Below are 20,703 nucleotides of genomic sequence, written 5' to 3' on the forward strand. Positions count from 1 at the left end.
TTTCATAATCGTGCGTGATTAATATAATCAAAAGCGAACTTTCCCGTGAAGACGCTTTATGACCACACGCCGCCAGATCCATTTGTCAGCCTTCCTGTTAAGCGGCCCGGTGGTGCACAGCCATGCGGTGTGGCGCCACCCGGAAACCGTCGGCAATTACCTCGACCCCGAGTACTACACGCGCATCGCCAAGGTCGTGGAAGAAGGCCTGTTCGACTTCCTGTTCTTCGCCGATCGCCTGGCCGTGGGCGACCAGATGGGCGGCTCCCGGGAGTTTGCCTTGCGCTATGGCGCGCAGGACGCTACGCGCCTGGACCCGTTGCCGATCCTGTCGTACCTGGTCGGCCAGACCACCAGGCTCGGGCTGGGCGCAACCCGTTCCACCACCTATTACGAACCGGCGCACATTGCCCGCGAATTTGCCACCTTGGACCACCTGTCCAAGGGCCGCGCGGCGTGGAATATCGTCACCTCGATGAATGACAGCGAAGGGCGCCTGTTCGGCAAGGCCAAGCACCTGGAGCATGACCTGCGCTATGACCGCGCCGATGAGTTTGTCGAGGTTGCGCTCAAACTCTGGAACAGTTGGGGCAAGGACGCGCTCAAGCTCGACCGCGAAAGCGGCGTGCTCGCCGACCCGGCATTGATTACCTCGGTGCAACACCAGGGCGAGTGGTTCCGGGTCGAAGGCCCGCTGAATATCCCGCGCTCGCCCCAGGGCCGGCCGGTGCTGATCCAGGCCGGTTCGTCTGGGCGGGGTCGGCGCTTTGGCGCACGGTGGGCCGAGGCGATTTTTACCATTCACCCGCACTTGGCGGCCATGCGGGCCTTTCGCGATGACGTGCGCGCCCAGGTGGTGCAACAAGGCCGCGCCGCCGACAGCTGCAAAATACTCACGGCGGTGATGCCATTTATTGGCGGCAGCGAAGCCGAAGCCCGCGCCAAGCGCGACCAGCACAACGCCCTGGCGCGGCCGGAGTTGGGGTTGGTGACACTGGCTTCGCAATTGAATGTGGACCTGTCGCCGTTCCCGTTGTCGGCCACCTTGGCGGAGGTGGCGCAGTCGCCGCTGATCCACGCGGCGGCCGCCGAAAAACTGCTGATGCAAGGCCCCGAACTGAGCCTGGAACAGCTTGGCCGGATCTTCGCCAGCAGCGTGCGCGTGCCGCAACTGGTGGGCACCGGCGCGCAGATCGCCGACCAATTGGCCGAGCTGTTCGAGCAAGGCGGTTGCGACGGCTTTGTGATTTCGCCGGGGTATTTGCCGGGCTCGTTCACCGAATTTGTCGAGAGCGTGATTCCGCACTTGCAGCGCAAGGGCCTGTTCCGCACGGCGTACGAAGGTTCGACGCTGCGTGAGCACCTCGGTCTGGCGGATCTCGCACACTGAATGCACTGAATGTGGGAGCTGGCTTGCCTGCGATAGCGGTGGGTCAGTTTGCATCGTTGTTGACTGACACTGCGCTATCGCAGGCAAGCCAGCTCCCACATTAGGGCGGCGGTGTTTTTTATTGGGTACATCAATTTAAAAAGGGAATTGCGCATGGCTGCTTTCGATCACTTGACCCGTCGCCGCTTGCTCGGCATAGCGGGCATTTCCATGGCCGGCCTGGCGCTGCCCAGCCTGGGCTTTACGGCCGACGAGCACGCCGGGCACGGCACGCCTGCGGAACCAGCAGGCACCGGTGAGTTCATCCGCCTTGATGCGCCGCGTAAGCTCAAACTGGCGGTCAACCTCAACGCTGTGTGCCTGGCGCCGGTAGTGATCGCCCACGGGCAGGGCTTCTTCACCCAACATAACCTCGATGTGGAACTGGTCAACTTCGGCAACTCCACCGAAGTGCTGCTCGAAGCCATCGCCACCGGCAAGGCGGACGCCGGCATCGGCATGGCGCTGCGCTGGCTCAAGGCTCTGGAACAAGGCTTTGACGTCAAGCTCACGGCCGGCACCCACGGCGGTTGCTTGCGCTTGCTCAGTGCGGCGAACGGTGGCGTGAATAAGCTCGAAGACCTCAAGGGCAAGGCTATCGGCGTCACCGACATGGCCAGCCCCGACCGCAATTTCTTCTCGATCCTGCTGAAAAAGCACGGCGTCGACCCGGTGCGCGACGTCGAATGGCGCCTGTACCCGGCCGACCTGCTGGGCACCGCGCTGGAGCGTGGCGAAGTGCAGGCGGTCAGCGGCAGTGACCCGTTCATGTACCGCCTGATCAAGTCCGGCGTGGCGCGGGAATTGTCCACCAACCTGGTGGAGGAATACGCCAACCTCAGCTGCTGCGTGGTCGGCGTCACCGGCAAGCTGGTACGTGAAGACAAGCGCGTGGTCGCGGCGCTGACCCAGGCGATTCTGGAGGCCCATGATTATTCCGTGCAGCACCCCGAAGAGGTCGCCAAGGGCTTCCAGGCCTATGCGCTCAATACTACGACAGAAGAAGTGCAGGCGATCCTGCACGATCACACCCACGGTCACCATGCGGTCGGCGCGGCATTGACGCAGGAAATCACCACCTATGTGACGGACCTGAAAACCGTCGAGGTGATCAGCAAGGGCACCGACCCGGTGGAGTTTGCCAAGGAGATCACCGCTGATGTCTTCAGTTGATGCAACCACCCTGAACCCAAGCCTGGCATTCAAGGCCGGCTGGCAGGGCGCAACGGTGGTGGCTGCCTGGGTGGCCGTGGCGCTGTTGATCAGCTATTGGCCCAATGCCGTACGCAATTGGCCAATGACCCAAGGGCTGGCCAATGTGTGCGTGGCTGTGGCTGCGCTGTTCATTGTGTTGAGCGTGCTGGGCCTGCGTTTTTCGCGGCTCGGCCAGCGCCTGAAAAACGCCGGGCCTTGGCTGATTGCCTTGCCCGTGTTGCTGGGTATCTGGGAGCTGCTCACCGCCAAGCTGGCGCTGCTGCCGGTGCCGTTTTTTGCGCCGCCCCAGGCCTTGCTCGCGGTGTATATCGAAGACTATGCGCGCCTGGCTGACAGCCTGCTGCATTCGGCCTTGCTGCTGGGTTCGGGCGTGGCTTTGGGCGCTGCCACCGGGTTTGTCGCGGGCGTCTCCATCGGCTGGTCCACGCGCATCGGCTACTGGCTGCACCCGGTGCTGCGCATCCTCGGGCCGGTGCCGTCGACAGCGTTGCTGCCACTGTGTTTTTTCCTGTTCCCCAGCAGTTGGAGCGCGAGTGTGTTCCTGATCGCGCTGGCCACCTGGTTTCCGGTCACGGTGCTGACCTGGTCCGGCGTGGCGAGTGTCGATAAAGCTTATTACGACGTGGCGCGCACCTTGGGTGCCAGGCCGGGCTTCCTGATTTTCAAAGTCGCGATTCCCGCCGCGTTGCCCCACGTGTTTGTCGGCTTGTTCATGGGCTTGGGTGCCTCGTTTTCGACCTTGGTGGTGGCGGAAATGATGGGGGTTAAATCCGGCATCGGCTGGTACTTGCAGTGGGCCCAGGGTTGGGCCGCCTACGCAAATATGTACGCGGCCCTGTTGATCATGGCGCTGGCGTGTTCGGGGTTGATCACCGGGTTGTTCCTGGTGCGTGACCGGTTGTTGGCCTGGCAGAAAGGAGCGATGAAATGGTAGCGTTGGCACAGGCAGTTCAACCCTCGTCGGGGCTGGCGCTGCGGATTGAGAACCTCAGCCATGGCTTTGCACTGGACGGCCAGCATTTGCCGGTATTGGAGCGTGTTTCCCTGGAGGTGGCGCCCGGTGAATGTGTGGCGTTGCTGGGCCCTTCGGGCTGCGGAAAATCCACTTTGCTGCGCCTGGTGGCCGGGTTGGAACCGGCTGACTCCGGGCGTTTGCTGGCCGACGGGCACGCCATCACCGGCCCCGACCCGAGCCGCGTGGTGGTGTTCCAGGACCCGACCCTGTACCCGTGGCGCCGCGTGTGGGACAACGTCGCACTGGGGCTGGAGGCTCAAGGCTTGCTCAAGACCCACTCGGCCAAGGTCGATCAAGCCCTGGAGAAAGTCGGCCTCAGCGCCTTCGCGCGCGCCTACCCTCGGCAACTTTCCGGCGGCATGGCCCAGCGCGTGGCATTGGCCCGTGCGTTGGTCAACCAGCCACGGCTGCTGATCCTGGATGAACCCCTGGGCAAGCTGGACTCGCTGACGCGCATCACCATGCAAAAGGAGCTTATCGACCTGTGGCAGCGCCAGGGCTACACGGCGCTGCTGGTGACCCACGACGTGGAAGAAGCCCTGCTGCTGGCCAACCGCGTGATCGTGTTCAGCGACCGCCCGGCGAAGATCCAGGCGCAGTTGACCATTGATCGGCCGTACCCTCGGCATCGCGATGATGCCTATCTGGTGGATTTACGCCGGCAGATTCTGGGGTTGTTGGGGTTGGGGGAGAGCTGGTAGTTGTCGGTCTGATCGTTCCCACTCTCTGAGTGGGAATGCCGCTTGGGGCGCTCCGCGGCCCGCAACTGCACGCTCATGTCATCACAACTTTTTGCCCAGTCACTCAGCCACTGCGGCATGGGCGGTGATGCTTCGGCCAAGCCGAGTTCGCGCACAAAGTCGGCCGGGGGCAGGGTGCCCTCGGCGCAGCGGAACAGACCGCGCATCACCACCACGCCCACCACTCGGCCCTGGCTGACAAAACGGTGCTCCATCAGGCTCCATTTGTGGTCCCAGCCGAGCATGCGGGTGTGTACCTCGAACACTTCAAACAGCTTCAGCTCGCGGCGGAACTTGCCCCAGGTGTCGCCCACGACGGGCAGCGCCTTGTTGCGCAGGGCCACACGGAAGGCGCCGGTACGCAGCACAAAATCCATCCGCGCAACGTCTGCCAGGGTGAAATACCGGCCATTGGTGACGTGCCGGTTGATATCCAGATCAAGCGGCCACACGCGCATGCGCACCACCGTGGTGTCCAAAGCCTGCACGGGCTTGCGCCAGGGACGACGGAACAACATAAACAGCAATCGAAACCAGAGATTCATACACGTGCCAGGCAGTTGATCAGAAGCCGCACTGTACGGAGCCGGAATCGGCTAAGGTAGATGCGCAAATGACTTATTACATGCGAAAAGCGCAAACAGGTTTTTTATGCACATTACCTTGCTCCTGGCCGATGATTGTTCTGCCGCCAACGCCACCCTGGTCCTGGAAATGCTCAGCGCCGCCAATCTGTTTGCCGACAGCCCACCCTTTGAGGTTGTGGTGGTCTCCCTGGACGGCCAGCCCGTCACCACTTGGAGCGGGCAGTGCATGCAGGTGGCGTGCGCGGCGGCGCAGGTGCGCCGCACCGACCTGGTCCTGATCCCCGGTTTCCTGTTTACCCTCAAGCAGGCGTTGCCCACCTTTCCTGCCTACGGCCCGTGGTTGCGCGAGCAATATGCCCAGGGCGCGGTGCTGGCATCGATGTGCACCGCAGCTTTTTTGCTGGCCGAAAGCGGCCTGTTGCAAGGCTTGCGCGCTACCACCCACTGGGCGTTTGCCGAGCTGTTCCGGCGCCGTTACCCCGACGTGACCCTGGAGGACGCGCAGATCCTGTGTGAAGAAAACCGCGTGATCACCAGCGGTGGTGCCAGCGCGGCCATGGACCTGATGCTGCACCTGATCCGCCGCTTCGGTTCACCCGAGCTTGCGCATACCTGTGGCAAATACCTGCTGATCGACGGCGTGCGTACCGAGCAGTCGGTGTACGCCCTGTGGTCGTTGCCCAAGAACCACGGTGACGGCGAGATTCTGCGGGTGCAGCATTGGCTGGAGCAGCACTTTGCCCAGGCGTTGGTGATTGACGACGTGGCGCGGCGCTTTGGCTTTGGTGTGCGCAATTTCAAGCGGCGTTTCAAGGAAGCAACCGGCTATACGCCCGTGGGATATGTGCAGACCCTGCGCCTGGAGCGGGCCAAGCAGATGCTGGAGTCCACGCGCATGACCCTCGAAAGCATCACCTACGCGGTGGGGTATGAAGACAGTAATTCGTTTCGCCGCCTGTTCCAGCAGCGCGTGGGGATGCTGCCGGCGGCGTATCGCAAGAAATTCCTCGCCACGGCCTGAATCAGCGACGTAGCTGCGCCTGCGCTTCAATGCATTCCACCAGAAACTCCATCACCACTTTCACCGACGCAGAGCGGCGCATATCCGGGTAAACCGTCAGCCAGATATCACGCGCCGGGCCGTCGCTGGGCGTGGGCAACCGCATCAACAGCGGGTCGGCATCGCCCACCAAGGTGGGCAGTACCACTGCGCCGACCTGCGCGCGGGCGGCCATTTGCTGGGTGATCAACTCGCTGGCGGCAAACACCACGGGGCGCGGGCCGCGCAGTTGGTGCAGCCAGGCTTGCTGGGGCAGGTGATCGCGGCTGGGGTCGTAGGCGATGAAGGTCCATTGCGCCGCCGGCAAATGTTCGAGCGCAGGCGCGGCGTACAAGCCGAAGCGCACCACCCCGACCTTGCGCCGCACCAAGGCTGCTTCGTCGGGGCGCACGGTGCGCAAGGCGATGTCGGCTTCGCCCTTGTCCAGCGCAGCCAGTTGAGTGGACGGCATCAGCACCAGATTCAGCTGCGGGTAGTGGGCGCGTAAACGCGCAAGCTGAGGGGCAATGCAGTGATTGGCGATGGAGGGCGGGCAGCTGACGCGCACTGTGCCGGCCAGTTCGATGGAGGCCACGCGCGACAGGCGCATCACCTGCGTGGCCATATCGCCCATGCTCGCCGCCACTTGCGCCAAGGCCAGGCCTTGCGCCGTGAGCGGGCGGCTGCGGGGCAGGCGGTCCACCAGTTTTACGCCCAGGGCTTTTTCCAGCGCATCGACCCGGCGCCCGACGGTAGCGTGCTCCACCTGCAACTCGCGGGCGGCGGCCGACAGTGACTGGGTGCGCGCCAGCACGGTGAAGTAGTAGAGGTCCTGCCAATCGAACATCGGGTTATTTCCGCACAGAGGCTGGGAAAGATTGGGGAATATTCCAACCGAATAATCCCTTTTACCATGGCCGCTTCCCAGTGCAAACGGAGTTGTTCCCTGATGAAAGCCATCACCCTGCAAGCCTACGGCGGCCCCGACCTCGCCCAACTGCGCCATGATGTGGCCAAGCCCCAAGTCACGGCGGGGCATGTGCTGGTCAAGGTGGCCTGCGCCGGGATCAATTTCATGGATATTCATACGCGCCAAGGCAAATACGCTGCGTCGATGACTTACCCGGTGCGGTTGCCCTGCACCTTGGGCATGGAAGGCGCCGGCGTGGTGGTTGAGGTTGGCCCCGGCGTGAAGCATTTGGCCGTGGGCGACCGGGTGGCCTGGTGCATTGCCTGGGGCGCCTATGCCGAATATGCCAACGTGCCCGCCGATAAAGTTGCGCAGATCCCCACGGCGATCCGCTTCGATCAGGCCGCAGCGGCGATGTTTCAGGGCTGCACCGCGCACTACCTGGTTGAGGACGTGGCACGCTTGCAGGCCGGCAGCAGCTGCCTGATTCACGCGGCGTCCGGCAGCATCGGCCAGTTGCTGGTGCAGATGGCACGGCAGTTGGGCGCGACGGTGTTCACCACCGGCAGCAGCGCCGAAAAATGCGCGATTGCCCGGCAACGCGGCGCCCACCAGGCCTGGACCTATGACGGCTTTGCTGATCAGGTGCTGCAAGCCACCGATGGGCGCGGAGTGGATGTGGTGTTTGATTCACTCGGCAAAACCACCTTGCGCGAGAGTTTCCGCGCTTGCCGCACGCGGGGTTTGATCGTCAATTATGGCAACGTGTCGGGCTCGCTGACTGACCTGGACCCGATTGAATTGGGCGAGGCGGGCTCGCTGTTTTTGACCCGACCACGGCTGGCCGACCATATGGCCGACGGGGCAACCGTGCAGCGGCGTGCCAATGCGGTGTTCGCGGCGATGCTGGAAGGGGCGTTGAGCGTCGAGATCGAGGGCCATTACAGCCTGGAGACGGTGCAACAGGTGCACGCACGCATCGAGGCACGCCAGCAGATTGGCAAGGCGGTGTTGTGGGTGGACCGCGATCTGCGCTGATGGGTGTGGTGAGCAGGCTTGATTGTGTGAGTAGGTTTGTTGGGGTGAGTGGGCTTGTTGTGATCAGTGGGCTTGTTGTGGCTAGCAAGCCTGCTCGCCACAACAGCCCGTTAACCAGAAGTTGGGTGGGGTACATGGCCAGATCGCAGGCGAAAAAAAACCGGCTGATCAGGCCGGTTTGGGGTGCCTCGCCAACCGCGAGGGTTATACGTGGTTGCTCTGCAGACGATCCGAACCACCTTCAGCCAGGCCGCGTTCCTGCAGGCGATCAGCACCACCTTCAGCCAGGCCACGTTCCTGCAAACGATCAGCACCGCCTTCAGCCAGGCCACGTTCCTGCAAACGATCAGCACCGCCTTCAGCCAGGCCGCGTTCCTGCAAACGATCCGCACCACCTTCAGCCAGGCCACGTTCTTGCAGACGATCAGCACCGCCTTCAGCCAGGCCGCGTTCCTGCAGGCGATCAGCGCCACCTTCGGCTATACGGCGTTCCTGCAGGCGGTCGGAACCATTTTCGGCTACGTGGCTGCCTTGCAGGCGATCCGCGCCGCCTTCAGCGACAACCGGGTGGGCAAAAGCGTTGGCAGCCAGTACCGAGAAAGCGAGGCTAAGCAAGAGTTGGCGTTTCATGGTGGTGTGCTCCGAGAGTTGTAGTTGGGTGTTGCCGGGTATGGGTTTGATGGTACGCGTTGGATTTTTTAAGAGAACTTCATTGCGCTGATGGTGACTATCGACGCCAGCGATGGCCCGTTTTGGCGGGCCATCGTGCAGGCGCTCAAGGCATCTGCGGCAGTTCCTGAGGGCGCAGGTCAAATACCAGCACCTCGGCGTCGTCGCCCTGGCTCAGGCGGATCTGCCGTTCATTGCGCAGCCGTGCGCCGTCGCCTTCCTGCAAGCGTTGGCCATTGAGTTCGACGCTGCCGCGGGCCACATGCACGTACACATGGCGGTCCGCCGGCACGTCCAGGGTCGTGGCTTCGTCGCCGTTGAACAGCCCGGCATACACCCGTGCATCCTGGCGAACCTTGAGCGAGCCATCGCTGCCTTCCGGCGAGATGATCAATTGCAAGCGCCCGCGTTTCTGCGCCGCGCTGAAGTGCTCCTGCTGATAGCGCGGTTCGGCGCCGACCACATTCGGCACAATCCAGATCTGCAGGAAGTGCACGCCATGGCTCTGGCTGTGGTTGAACTCGCTGTGGGCCACGCCGCTGCCGGCGCTCATCAGTTGCACGTCACCAGGGCGGATCACCGAGCCGGTGCCCAGGGTGTCCTTGTGTTCCAGGGCGCCTTCGAGCACATAAGAGAAAATCTCCATGTCGCGGTGCGGGTGCTGGCCGAAGCCTTTGCCGGCGGCGACGCGGTCATCGTTGATCACCAGCAGGTCGGAAAAACCCTGCTCCTTGGGATCCCAGTAGTTGGCGAACGAGAAGGTGTGGAACGACTTCAACCAACCGTGATTGGCGGCGCCGCGTTCCGAGGCTTTGCGAAGGGTCAGCATGATCTTGTCCTCTAGTGAGCGCAGGCTGCGAAATGCAGGGCGCTTGCGTTGAGAAGAAGGTTAATGGTTTTCCATGGATTCATTAATAAGCTGAAAATTGAATTAATGTCTCATTTTAGTTGACAGTGTGGGCGTGCCATAATGCCGTCCCGACTCCCGTTACGATGGACTTGCTCTTCATGAAAACCGTGGCCATGGTGCTGTTTCCAGACTTCCTGCTGCTCGATATGGCCGGGCCGCTGGAGGTGTTTTCCATAGCCAACCGCTACCTGCCGGCAGCGGAGCATTATCGGATCCTGACGATCGGCACTGAGCCCGGCCCGCTGCGCGCCTCCAATGGCGTGCACGTGCATGCCGACCTGCCACTGGACCAGGCAGGCGAGGCCTACGATCTTCTATTGGTACCCGGCGGGCCAGGCGCTTATAACGAATGCCATCCGGCTTTGCTGCCGTGGCTTCGAGCCGCAGCGCCACGGGCACGGCGCTTCGGTTCGATCTGCACTGGCGCCTTTGTGCTGGGGCACGCCGGGCTGCTCGACGGCCACCGCGTCACCACGCACTGGCACTACACCGACCGCTTGATCAAAGGCTTTCCCAAGGCCATCGTCGAGACCGACCGCATTTACTTGCAGGATGGCCGCTTGATTACCTCCGGCGGGGTCACTGCCGGCATCGACCTGGCGCTGTCGATCATCGCCCAGGACCATGGCCGGCAGGTCGCGGTCGACGTCGCCAAGGTGTTGCTGGTGGTGATGAAACGCCAGGGCGGTCAGGCGCAGTTCAGCCCGATGACTGCCGCCGTCGCGCCGCTGGAAACCCCGATCACCCGCGTGCAGAACCAGGTGCTGGCGCAGTTGGACCAGCCATTGAGCATCGTGTCCATGGCTGCGCTGGCGGGCATGAGCGCGCGCCATTTTGCGCGGCTGTTCGCTAAAGAAGTGGGGATGACGCCCATGGCCTTTGTGCAAGGCGCGCGCATCGACCGTGCCCGGCACCTGCTCGAAAGCACTGACCTGCCGCTCAAGACCGTGGCTTTCCGCGCAGGCTTCGGCAGCGTGCGGCATATGCGCTTTCTGTTCAGTGAAAAACTCGGCCTTAACCCCACGCAGTACCGACAACAGTTCAGTTGACGCCGGAATGTCCGTCTGGCTGCCCTGATTGTCCGTGTCGCTCCCTGTGCCAGCATTGTCCTGTCACGCATAGCTGGCAAGATAGCCCCAGGCCCCTAGAAAGGAGGCGCAGACGCCCAAGGCCGGGTGTTCCAGCGCTGTCAGCAGATGAACCATGCACACACGGTGAGCTTTGGCCCCTATACCTTTCATCGCGATCAACGCCTGGTCAGCAAGACCGGCCTGCCGGTGCCATTGGGTGGGCGTGCGCTGGATATCCTCGCGGTGCTGTTGGAGGCGCCGGGGCAATTTGTCAGCAAGGACACCTTGATCGGCCGGGTCTGGCCGAACAGCGTGGTGGAAGACAATAATTTGCGCGTGCACATCGCCGCCCTGCGTCGTGCGCTGGACGGACAACGCTATATCCTCAATGAACCGCAACGCGGCTACTGTTGCGTGGCGCCGTCACCGGCACCGCAGCCTCGGCACAATCTGGCCGCACGGCTCAGCCCGGTGATCGGCCGCGACGAACTGCTGGGCAGCCTGGTGCGACGCCTGGGCGGCCAACGGCTGATGATGCTCACCGGCTGCGCCGGAATCGGCAAGAGCAGCGTGGCGCTGGCCCTGGCCGAACGGGTGTTGCCGCGTTACCGCGATGGCGTGTGGTGGCTGGACCTGGCAACTGTGCAGGCGCCGACCCGGTTGCTCGACTATCTGACCGAAACCCTGCACCTGCAACCCTGTGGCAGCGCCCATGCGCTGTGCGAGCAATTGGCCGCCCGGCAACTGCTGCTGGTGCTCGACGGTGCCGATCTGTTGCTGGGTGCCTGCCGCCACCTGGTGCATACGCTGCAAGCCAGAGCGCCACAGGTGAGCGTGCTGCTGACCAGCCGCGAAGCCTTGCAGGTGCCCGGCGAATGGGTACAACACGTACCCCGGCTGGCGTTGCCGACGCCGACTGACTGGGGCAGTGTCGAGCAGGCCATGAGGTATCCCGCCCTGCAATTGTTCGTGGCACGGGCGCGTGCCGGTCAGCAGGGATTTGTCGTGCGGTCTCAGGACCTGGCGCCGTTGCGCGATATCTGCCGGCGCCTGGACGGCATCCCGCTGGCTCTGGAACTGGCGGCGGCGCAGGTTGAAGCCCTGGGAGTACGCGGGTTGCAAAAGCAGTTACACAAAGGCGTGCAGGTGTTGAGGCGGGGCCGACGCACGGCGGTCGAGCGCCATCAATCGCTGACGGCAGCGCTGGATTGGACGTATCAACGCCTGAGCCTGCCGCAGCGTTGGCTGTTCCTGCAATTGGCGCTGTTCAAAAGCGCGGTGACGTTGCCGGCCTTGACCGAACTGGTGGCCGGTACTGAACTTGCGCATGCCGACCTGGCTTACCTGCTGGCACGTCTGACCGCGACGTCCGCCCTGGCGGTCGAGCCCGGCCCCGGCCCGCGGCGCTATCGCCTGCTCAACAGTGTGCGCAGCTACGCCCTGGCGCAACTGCGTGACCCGTTGCAGGTGGCGCGTTTGCAGCAGGGCTATGAGCATTACCTGGGGCCATTTTCAGGCCGGCCGTTTGTCCTGCAACTGGTCGAGCAGGCTGCGCACGCGGACTAGATCCTGGGTGGCAAAGCCTTCGGTAAATTGCCCATAGACCGAATTCAACAGCTCACGTGCCTCCCGCACACGGCCCTGGCTTTGCCACAGGCGGGCCATCGAGGTCGCGCAGCGCAGCTCCCAGGCCAGTGCGCCTTGTTCGTGCGCCATGCCCAATGCTTCGTGCAGCAGCGATTCGCGCGTGCGCAGATCGGGCAGGGCCTCGGCGTGCACCCTGAGAATCTCGGCCGTGCACCAACCGGCCGCGCCGTTTCTGGCGCGCTCAAATACCCTGTCATCTACCTGCGTGGCATTGAAGGTCACCCGTATGTCCTGAGCCAGGCCCAGGCCTTGCAATGCCTCATGGGGGGCGGTGCCCTCGTAGTGCCGCGCCCAGGTGTGGAACAACTGCGCCGAATGTTTCTGTGCGTGTTCCAGCAACAGCGCCAGCAGCGTGTGCGCCGCGTCGCTGTCACCGTTGTAGTGGGCAATCGGTACGCCGGCCAGGGCCAGGGTGTAGCAGATCGAGGTGCCGTGGTTGATCTGCAACGCCAACGCCAGCGCCTGGCTTGCCGTTCGCGCGGCCCGCTCAGGAAACCCGCGCAGCCACAGGATGCGCGCCAGTACCGTCAGCGACGCCACACTCTGGTCGTATTGCACGCCAAAGCCATGGGTGAAACGGTTGAGATGGCCGCTGTGGGCCATGCGCTGCAGCACTTGTTCGGCATTGTGCAGGGCCAGGACCTGGTCGCCCGCGTAATGCTGGGCCAGTACCCGTAAGCGTTGGGCACTCAAGTCCAGCAGCGGATCGGTGCGCGGGTCGAGGCGGTCGAACTGTATGCTCTGCTGCAGCGCCTCATGGTAGTGGCCGGCACACAGGTTGACCGCCATGTGCCCGGAGATGGCGCGCAACTGGCCCCCATTGTCCTGGAGCGCCTCAGCCAGGCGCCGGGCCGCCACGAATGCAGCGATGGTCTGCGGCGCGCCGCCCAGGGCGTGATAGGACAGGCTGCCCAGTGCCAGTTGCAGTTGCATGGTCAGCTGCGTGCAGGGCGCGTCCGATTGCAGCATCAGCGCCAAGGCCTGGTTTACGTACAGCCCATGTTCGCGCAGCAGCGACAACTCTTGCCACAGGGGCATGGCGCTGACCGTCAGGCGAATGCCCAGCAGGTGCGCGCCGTGTTCGCCCAAGCCCCAGTCGAGGGCGGCGCGGATGTCCTCGCGCAACGGTGCATAACGGTTGATCCACAGCTCGGTGGGGGTGAGTTCCCAGTCCTCCTGCGCCTGGTCCATCAGCGCCAGACAGCGCGCGGCATGGCGCTCGCGTGTGCTGTCGAGTTCAGCCGCAAGGGCGAGCTTTTCCAGGGCATAGCTACGGGTGATATCCAGCAGACGATAGACCATTTCATCATCGCCGGCCTCGACGTTGAGCAGCGACTTGGCCACCAGCTGGCTGATCGAGCCCAGCACTTGGGCCGGTACGATCTGCTCACCGGCGATTACCGCCGCCGCGCTCGCCAGGCTGAACCCGCCGCGAAACACCGCGAGGCGGCGCAGGCAAATCTGTTCGCAGGTGGTGAGCAGGTCAAAACTCCAATCCAGCGTGGCGCGCAAGGTTTGCTGACGGGGCAAGTCGCTGCGCCGGCCGCGGTTAAGCAGGCGCAGGTTGTCCTCCATTTGCACCAGCAAGCCCGGCAAGCCGAAACGCTCGATCTGCGTGGCGACCAATTCGATTGCAAGGGGAATGCCGTCCAGGCGCTTGCAGATATCAATCGCCAGGGGCAGCTCTGCCTCGCTGAGCTCAAAACTGTCCTGGTGCGACATGGCGCGTTCGATCAGCAGTTGCAACGCCGGGTAGCCGAGGGCCTGGGCGCGGTTGCCGGTGGCGGGTGGGCAGGCCAGCGGCTCCAGGCGCTGCACATACTCTCCCTCGGCACGCAGGGCTTCGCGGCTGGTGGCCAGAATGTGCAGCTGTGGCGCATGGCGCAGCAGGGTTTCGCTGATCAGCGCGATGTCGTCCAGCAGGTGTTCGCAATTGTCGATCACCAGCAGCAACTGTCGTGCGTGCAGGTTGCGGGCCAGGCTCAGCAGTGGCTCATGTTCGCTGGGGGCGAGGTCGAGCAGGGCGGCCAGGTTGGGCAGGATCATCGACGGCGTGCTGAGCGCCGCCAGATCCAGCAGGCGAATGCCGTCGCGGTAATGGCCGATCAATAATTCCGCCACACGCAGCGCCACGGTGGTCTTGCCGATGCCACCCGCACCGGTCAGGGTGATGAACCGTTGCTGCGGCAGTTGCTGCACCAGCGCGTCGATCAATACCTGGCGGCCGATCATCCGCGTACGGCGCAGCGGCAGGTTATGGCCCTGGTTGTGGGGAATACCGTCGATGGCTGTGGTCATCGGTTCGATGCTCAGAGGGGCGACAAAGCTGTAACCGCGCTGGGCGACGGTGACGATATAGCGCTGCCCGACCTGACCATCGCCCAGAGCCTTGCGCAATGCGGCCACATGCACACGCAGGTTGCCGTCTTCGACTACCGTTTTGGGCCATACCCGCGTGATCAGTTCCTGCTTGCTCACCACATTGCCGGCGTGTTCCAGCAAGATCAGCAAGATTTCTATCGCGGGCCGGCCCAGCCGCAAAGGGCGGCCAGCCTCCAGCACCAGGCGCTGGCGCGGGTGGACACGGTAGGGACCGAAATGCACGGCCTGGTCGCTGAGGTCACTCATGCTGGCCCCCTGTTCTGAAAAAAAGTCCGGCCAGCATATTCCAGGCAGGTGCAGACCACTAGGCTGCAACCCCCTGTGATTTTTGACGAATGTGGTGATTTCGCCAGGTCATCGGGTTCACGCCCTCGCTGCGTGTGAACATATGGCAGAAGTGCGCCTGGTCGCAAAAGCCGCACTCCAGGCTGATCTGGGTCAGGCTCAAGGACGACCCGGTGATCAGTTCCTTGGCCCGCTGAATGCGCTGTTGGCGAATCCACTCCTGGGGCGACAGCCCGGTGGTGCACTTGAATGCACGGGAAAAATGGCTGCGCGACAGCGCACAGGCCTGCGCCAACTCGGCAATCGCCAGGCTTTCGCCGAGGTTGGCGAGGATCAGTTGCTTGGCAATTCGCTCGCGCCGGGGGCACAAGCCACCGGTGACGCCAAAGCGGGGGGCACAGTCATCAAGTCGGGCCATGACAATTATCCGTAGTCGATGGGAGCGATCCCGGTGAATGGGTGCAGTGTAGACCGCTGTATTTTTGGCGCCGGGCCGTCTGGCTGGCGAGTTAATCGTTGTTAATTTCGCCAGGTGCGCGCCCGAAAAAGACAGCACAGGCATGCAATCTGCGATCCGCCCGGCATGCTTACCTGACGGCCTGATAACCGTTTGGATACCGCCATGAACCGCAACGACCTGCGCCGCGTCGACATGAACCTGCTGGTGATTTTCGAGGCGCTGATGTTCGAGAAGAACCTGACACGGGTCGCCGAAAAGCTCTTCATGGGCCAGCCGGCAGTGAGTGCCGCGCTCGGGCGCCTGCGCGACTTGTTCGACGACCCATTGCTGTTGCGCAACGGGCGCGGCATGGAGCCCACGCCACGGGCGGTGGCCATACTCAAGGAGCTGCAACCGGCGATGGACACCATTTCAGGCGCAGTCAGCCGCGCCAAGGATTTCGACCCTTCCACCAGTTGCGCAGTGTTTCGTATCGGCCTGTCCGACGATGCCGAGTTCGGTCTGTTCCCGCCGTTGCTCAGCCAGCTGCGCGAAGAGGCACCGGGGATCATCGTGGTGGTGCGCCGCGCCAATTACCTGTTGATGTCCTCGTTGCTGGCCAGCGGCGAGATTTCCGTGGGCGTCAGCTACACCACCGAACTGCCGGCGAATGCCAAGCGCAAGAAGCTGCGGGACATTCCCTGCAAGGTACTGCGCGGCGACGACGGTGCGGCGCCGTTGACACTGGATGACTACTGCACGCGGCCCCACGCCATGGTGTCGTTTTCGGGGGACTTGAGCGGCAATATCGACCTTGACCTGGCCCGCATCGGCCGGGCGCGCAGGGTGGTGCTGGCGGTACCCCAGTTCAGCGGCTTGCGCGCCCTGCTGGCGGGCACGCAGATCATCGCCACAGTGCCCGACTACGCCGCCTGTGCCTTGACCGAAGGCACCGTGCTGCGCGCCGAGGACCCGCCGTTCGCGATTGAAGCCTCGGAATTGTCGATGGTCTGGAGCGGCGTGCATGACAACGACCCGGCGGAGCGCTGGTTGCGCTCGCGCATCAGTGAGCATATGGCGCGTATGGCGTGAGCGCGCCAGGCGAGACAGCACAAACATCCAATTCCCGACCCTCGTTCCCCGCCAGACTCCCCCCATCGCTCAACTCTCCAGGGGGGAAACACACCATATGGACCCGACACCTGAAACCAGCCCCGACGAAGTCGTCACCCTGGTCGTCAAACACCTGATCAAGGCCGGCCGTGAAGCCGATTACGAGGCCTGGCTGCGGCGTATCGTGCGCATCGCTGGCGAGCGCCCCGGCCACCTCGGTGTGGATGTGGTGCGCGGCAAGCAGGGCGGGCAGGCGCTGTTTACCTGCGTCTTGCGCTATCGCTCCACCGACGCGCTGCAACGCTGGCTCGACTCCCCCGAACGCCAGGCGCTGATCGCTGAAGCGGCGCCGATGCTGGCCGACGGCGACAAAACCGAAATCGGTGCCGCCAACGAGTTCTGGTTCGCGCCCCTGGCCGACAGCGCCGCGAAGCCGCCGCGCTGGAAGCAGGCCGTGGTCAGCCTGTGCGTGATCCTGCCGCAAACCCTGCTGCTGCCGTTTATCTGGGGCCCGATCCTGCGCTTGCACCCGTTCCTGTCCAACTATGTGGTGTCCACTTTTCTGGTGACGCTGACCATTGTGTTGCTGGTGGTGTACCTGCTGATGCCGGCCGCCACCCGCCTGTTCGCTCCCTGGCTTGAAGCCTCTGTAAAGGAAACCCTATGAACGCCGATCTGATTCTGTTCAATGGCCAGTTCCACACCGTGGACCGTGAAAACCCACGGGCCACTGCGGTCGCTATCCACCAAGGCCGATTTGTAGCGGTCGGCACCGACGGCGAGGCCATGGCCCTGCGCGGCAGCGGCACCCAGGTCATTGACCTCAAGGGCCGCACCGTGATCCCTGGCCTTAACGACTCGCACTTGCACCTGATCCGTGGCGGGCTGAACTACAACCTTGAACTGCGCTGGGAAGGCGTGCCGTCTCTGGCCGATGCGTTGCGCATGCTCAAGGATCAAGCCGATCGCACGCCGACGCCGCAATGGGTGCGCGTGGTGGGGGGCTGGAACGAATTCCAGTTCGCCGAAAAACGCATGCCGACCCTGGAAGAGTTGAACCAGGCCGCGCCAGATACGCCGGTGTTCGTGCTGCACCTGTATGACCGTGCCTTGCTCAACCGCGCCGCCCTGCGCGTGGCCGGTTACACCAAGGACACGCCGAACCCGCCGGGCGGCGAGATTGTGCGCGACAGCAACGGCAACCCCACCGGCATGCTGGTGGCGCGTCCCAACGCGATGATTTTGTATGCAACCCTGGCCAAGGGCCCGAAGCTGCCGTTGGAATACCAGGTCAATTCGACCCGCCAGTTCATGCGTGAACTCAATCGCCTGGGCCTCACCAGCGCCATCGACGCCGGCGGTGGTTTCCAGAACTACCCCGATGACTACGCGGTGATTGAACAACTGGCCAAGGACCAACAGCTGACGGTGCGCATCGCCTACAACCTGTTCACCCAAAAGCCCAAGGAAGAACTCAGCGATTTCAAGCACTGGACCGGCAGCGTAACCCTGCATCAGGGCGACGATTACCTGCGCCACAACGGCGCAGGCGAGATGCTGGTGTTTTCGGCGGCGGATTTCGAAGATTTCCTTGAGCCACGCCCCGACCTGCCGTTGACCATGGAGCAGGAACTGGAGCCGGTGGTGCGCCATTTGGTTGAGCAGCGCTGGCCGTTCCGGCTGCACGCCACGTACGACGAATCCATCTCGCGCATGCTCGATGTGTTCGAGAAGGTCAACCGCGACATTCCGTTCAATGGTCTGCCGTGGTTCTTCGACCACGCCGAAACCATTACGCCGAAAAACATCGAGCGCGTCCGGGCCCTGGGCGGGGGTATTGCGATCCAGGACCGCATGGCGTTCCAGGGCGAATATTTTGTCGAGCGCTACGGCGCCAAGGCCGCCGAAGCCACGCCGCCGATCAAGCGCATGCTGGCCGAAGGCGTGCCGGTAGGGGCGGGCACCGACGCCACGCGGGTCTCGAGCTACAACCCCTGGACTTCGCTGTACTGGATGGTCAGCGGCCGCACCGTCGGCGGCCTGGAGCTGCACGCCGAAGGCCTGCCGCGCCTCACTGCGCTGGAATTGTTCACGCACGGCAGCGCCTGGTTCTCCTCGGAGCAGGGCAAAAAGGGCCAGATCAAGGTCGGCCAGTTGGCGGATGTGGCGGCACTCTCGGCGGACTTCTTCAGCGTGGATGAAGAAGCCATCAAATGGATCGAGTCGGTTCTGACCGTGGTCGGCGGCAAGGTGGTGTACGGCGCCGGTGACTTCGACGGTTTCGCACCGCCCCAAGTGCCGGTGCTGCCGGACTGGTCGCCGGTGGTCAAGGTGCCGGGGCACTGGCGCCCAGGTTCACCGGTGCAAGCTCAAGTTCACCAATGCAGCGGACCGTGCGGCGTGCATGCCCACGGCCATGAAAAAGCGCGGCTTTCCAGCGTGCCGGTCAGCGACTTCCAGGGTTTCTGGGGCGCGTTCGGTTGCTCGTGCTTTGCCTTCTGATTTTAAAAACACCCAAAGGAGTTAACCCATGACTTACAAGCGCTTGAACAAAGATGACGCCGTTGTATTGCTGGTCGATCACCAGACCGGCCTGATTTCCCTGGTGCAAGACTTCTCTCCGAACGAGTTCAAGAACAACGTGTTGGCCCTGGCCGACGTGGCCAAGTTCTTCAACCTGCCGACCATCCTCACCACCAGTTTTGAAAGTGGCCCTAACGGCCCATTGGTTCCGGAACTCAAGGCACTCTTCCCGGATGCGCCTTACATCGCCCGCCCTGGTCAGATCAACGCCTGGGACAATGAAGATTTCGTCAAGGCCGTGAAGGCCACCGGCCGCAAGCAGATCATCATTGCCGGCGTGGTAACGGATGTGTGCGTCGCGTTCCCGACCCTGTGCGCCCTCGCTGAAGGCTTTGAGGTGTTCGTGGTGACCGACGCCTCGGGTACCTTCAACGAAACCGTGCAACAAGCCGCTTGGGCACGTATGACGGCCGCCGGCGCGCAACTGGTGAACTGGTTCTCTGTCGCCTGTGAACTGCAAGTTGACTGGCGCAACGATATGGAAGGCCTCGCTAACCTGCTGTCACCGCGCATTCCCAACTACCGTAACCTGATGAACAGCTACTCGGCGTTTACGGCCAAGTAAGCGGGCCTTGATGGGGTAGATTAACCCCGTAGGAGGGGCAAGCCCCTCCTGCATTTGATTGTGTCGTAGCGGCTGACAGGCTATAAACCAGTCAACTGTCCACCGAGAAGCGACAATGAACCCCTTTGAAGACATGCGCCTGTTCTGCCAGGTCATGGAATCCGGCAGCTTCACCGCCGCGGCCGAGCAATTGGGCTTGTCCAAACAATTCGTCAGCCGCCGCCTGATCCAACTGGAAGACCGCCTGGGCGTGCGCCTGCTCAATCGCTCCACACGTCGATTGGACGTCACACCGCTCGGCCAGAGCTACTACGAATCGGCCTTGCGCCTGCTCAGCGAAGTCGAGCAAGTAGAGCAGGGCATCGCCGGCCAGAACAGCGAACCGCGTGGCACGATCCGGCTCAGCGCGCCGTTGTCGTTTGCCATGGCCCACCTGGGCTGCTTGTTGCCGCAGTTCCTGCAACGCCACCCGCAGGTGTCGGTGGAGGTCGACTTGAGTGATCGCCCGGTGGACCTGATCGGCGAGGGCTACGACCTGGTCTTGCGCATCGGCACGCTGGAAGACTCGACCCTGATTGCCCGGCGCATCGCCAGCGTGCAGCGGGTGTATTGCGCCAGCCCTGATTACCTCGCCGCCCGGGGTACGCCGCTCAAGCCCGAAGACCTGGCTGATCATGACTGCCTGCCCTATGGCCATGGCCGCCAAGTGCAATGGCGCTTCAAAGGCAAGTTGCAGGCGCTCAATGTCAGTGGTCGCATGCGCGTGAACAATGGCGAATTGCTGCGCGACACCGCAATCGCCGGGTTGGGCGTGACCTACCTGCCGACTTTTATTGTTGCCGAGGCGTTGAAAGACGGGCGCTTGGTAACCCTGCTGGACGACTTTGCCCCCGAGGCCCTGACCCTGTCGGCGGTGTACCCGCAGCACCGGCAAAGTTCGCGGCCAGTGCAGGCGCTGGTGGAGTTTTTGCGCGAACGCCTGGCTAGCGGTTGCTGACCCACTGACACAACACAAAATAAATGTGGGAGCGGGCTTGCTCGCGAATGCGGTGTATCAGTCAATTCAT

General features: G+C 63.2%; 18 protein-coding genes and 1 pseudogene. 13 read left to right on the forward strand and 6 right to left on the reverse strand.

Annotation, left to right across the window (positions count from 1 at the left end; genetic code table 11):
• Positions 1 to 58 precede the first annotated feature (58 nt).
• The 4 genes from PSH96_RS11385 (at position 59) to PSH96_RS11400 (ending at position 4,360) form a co-directional block, all read left to right on the forward strand.
• The gene (locus PSH96_RS11385) at positions 59 to 1,390 is read left to right on the forward strand and encodes an LLM class flavin-dependent oxidoreductase (protein WP_305459290.1); all 1,332 of its coding nucleotides are present in this window, start codon (positions 59 to 61) and stop codon (positions 1,388 to 1,390) included.
• 153 nt (positions 1,391 to 1,543) lie between these two features.
• Positions 1,544 to 2,602, forward strand: coding sequence for an ABC transporter substrate-binding protein (locus PSH96_RS11390; RefSeq protein ID WP_305459293.1), 1,059 nt, complete (start codon positions 1,544 to 1,546; stop codon positions 2,600 to 2,602).
• Positions 2,589 to 3,578, forward strand: coding sequence for an ABC transporter permease (locus PSH96_RS11395; protein WP_305459295.1), 990 nt, complete (start codon positions 2,589 to 2,591; stop codon positions 3,576 to 3,578). The genes PSH96_RS11390 and PSH96_RS11395 overlap by 14 nt, the downstream gene beginning before the upstream one ends.
• Positions 3,572 to 4,360: an ABC transporter ATP-binding protein gene (locus tag PSH96_RS11400; RefSeq protein WP_305459298.1), complete on the forward strand. Its 789-nt coding sequence runs from the start codon at positions 3,572 to 3,574 to the stop codon at positions 4,358 to 4,360. Before PSH96_RS11395 ends, PSH96_RS11400 begins: the two co-directional genes overlap by 7 nt.
• A 47-nt stretch (positions 4,361 to 4,407) precedes the next feature.
• Here PSH96_RS11400 and PSH96_RS11405 read toward each other — a convergent pair.
• Positions 4,408 to 4,944 (reverse strand): annotated as a pseudogene (locus tag PSH96_RS11405) (acyl-CoA thioesterase); the annotation flags it as partial.
• A gap of 106 nt (positions 4,945 to 5,050) precedes the next feature.
• On the opposite strand from PSH96_RS11405, the gene PSH96_RS11410 reads away from it, so the two are divergent.
• Positions 5,051 to 6,007, forward strand: a complete 957-nt coding sequence (locus PSH96_RS11410) for a GlxA family transcriptional regulator (protein WP_305459300.1) — start codon at positions 5,051 to 5,053, stop codon at positions 6,005 to 6,007.
• Position 6,008: 1 nt separating this feature from the next.
• On the opposite strand, the gene PSH96_RS11415 is transcribed toward PSH96_RS11410, so the two are convergent.
• On the reverse strand, positions 6,009 to 6,872 hold the full coding sequence (locus PSH96_RS11415) for a LysR family transcriptional regulator (RefSeq protein WP_305459302.1): 864 nt from the start codon (positions 6,870 to 6,872) through the stop codon (positions 6,009 to 6,011).
• Between the two features lie 102 nt (positions 6,873 to 6,974).
• Here PSH96_RS11415 and PSH96_RS11420 point away from each other — a divergent pair, with 102 nt between their 5' ends.
• Positions 6,975 to 7,973, forward strand: coding sequence for a quinone oxidoreductase (locus tag PSH96_RS11420; protein ID WP_305459305.1), 999 nt, complete (start codon positions 6,975 to 6,977; stop codon positions 7,971 to 7,973).
• A gap of 204 nt (positions 7,974 to 8,177) precedes the next feature.
• On the opposite strand, the gene PSH96_RS11425 is transcribed toward PSH96_RS11420, so the two are convergent.
• Both PSH96_RS11425 and PSH96_RS11430 read right to left on the reverse strand, forming a co-directional pair.
• Positions 8,178 to 8,603, reverse strand: a complete 426-nt coding sequence (locus PSH96_RS11425; RefSeq protein ID WP_305459307.1) for a hypothetical protein — start codon at positions 8,601 to 8,603, stop codon at positions 8,178 to 8,180.
• 145 nt (positions 8,604 to 8,748) lie between these two features.
• Complete coding sequence (locus PSH96_RS11430) at positions 8,749 to 9,471, reverse strand: pirin family protein (protein WP_305459309.1); 723 nt, start codon at positions 9,469 to 9,471, stop codon at positions 8,749 to 8,751.
• Positions 9,472 to 9,650: 179 nt separating this feature from the next.
• Between PSH96_RS11430 and PSH96_RS11435 the strand changes: the two genes are divergently transcribed.
• The gene (locus PSH96_RS11435) at positions 9,651 to 10,601 is read left to right on the forward strand and encodes a GlxA family transcriptional regulator (protein ID WP_305459311.1); all 951 of its coding nucleotides are present in this window, start codon (positions 9,651 to 9,653) and stop codon (positions 10,599 to 10,601) included.
• A gap of 147 nt (positions 10,602 to 10,748) precedes the next feature.
• A complete protein-coding gene (locus tag PSH96_RS11440; protein WP_305459314.1) occupies positions 10,749 to 12,188 on the forward strand; it encodes a winged helix-turn-helix domain-containing protein in 1,440 nt (479 codons plus the stop codon).
• Here the strand turns inward: PSH96_RS11440 and PSH96_RS11445 are convergent.
• Together PSH96_RS11445 and PSH96_RS11450 are read right to left on the reverse strand one after the other, a co-directional pair.
• The gene (locus PSH96_RS11445) at positions 12,135 to 14,897 is read right to left on the reverse strand and encodes a winged helix-turn-helix domain-containing protein (protein ID WP_305459316.1); all 2,763 of its coding nucleotides are present in this window, start codon (positions 14,895 to 14,897) and stop codon (positions 12,135 to 12,137) included. The genes PSH96_RS11440 and PSH96_RS11445 overlap by 54 nt on opposite strands.
• 58 nt (positions 14,898 to 14,955) lie before the next feature.
• The gene (locus PSH96_RS11450; RefSeq protein ID WP_305459318.1) at positions 14,956 to 15,354 is read right to left on the reverse strand and encodes a helix-turn-helix domain-containing protein; all 399 of its coding nucleotides are present in this window, start codon (positions 15,352 to 15,354) and stop codon (positions 14,956 to 14,958) included.
• Between the two features lie 204 nt (positions 15,355 to 15,558).
• Here PSH96_RS11450 and PSH96_RS11455 point away from each other — a divergent pair, with 204 nt between their 5' ends.
• The 5 genes from PSH96_RS11455 to PSH96_RS11475 all read left to right on the forward strand — a co-directional run bounded on the left by PSH96_RS11455 (position 15,559) and on the right by PSH96_RS11475 (position 20,633).
• Entirely contained in the window at positions 15,559 to 16,467 is a 909-nt protein-coding gene (locus PSH96_RS11455) for a LysR substrate-binding domain-containing protein (protein WP_186617428.1), read from the forward strand.
• Positions 16,468 to 16,564: 97 nt separating this feature from the next.
• Complete coding sequence (locus PSH96_RS11460) at positions 16,565 to 17,155, forward strand: antibiotic biosynthesis monooxygenase (RefSeq protein WP_056857895.1); 591 nt, start codon at positions 16,565 to 16,567, stop codon at positions 17,153 to 17,155.
• Complete coding sequence (locus PSH96_RS11465) at positions 17,152 to 18,990, forward strand: amidohydrolase (RefSeq protein ID WP_305459321.1); 1,839 nt, start codon at positions 17,152 to 17,154, stop codon at positions 18,988 to 18,990. Before PSH96_RS11460 ends, PSH96_RS11465 begins: the two co-directional genes overlap by 4 nt.
• A 28-nt stretch (positions 18,991 to 19,018) precedes the next feature.
• The gene (gene ycaC / locus PSH96_RS11470; protein ID WP_017137757.1) at positions 19,019 to 19,636 is read left to right on the forward strand and encodes an isochorismate family cysteine hydrolase YcaC; all 618 of its coding nucleotides are present in this window, start codon (positions 19,019 to 19,021) and stop codon (positions 19,634 to 19,636) included.
• Between the two features lie 115 nt (positions 19,637 to 19,751).
• Entirely contained in the window at positions 19,752 to 20,633 is an 882-nt protein-coding gene (locus PSH96_RS11475) for a LysR family transcriptional regulator (RefSeq protein WP_236373760.1), read from the forward strand.
• Positions 20,634 to 20,703: the final 70 nt, after the last annotated feature.

The organism is Pseudomonas sp. FP2338 (genome assembly GCF_030687515.1).
Lineage (GTDB): Bacteria > Pseudomonadota > Gammaproteobacteria > Pseudomonadales > Pseudomonadaceae > Aquipseudomonas > Aquipseudomonas salomonii.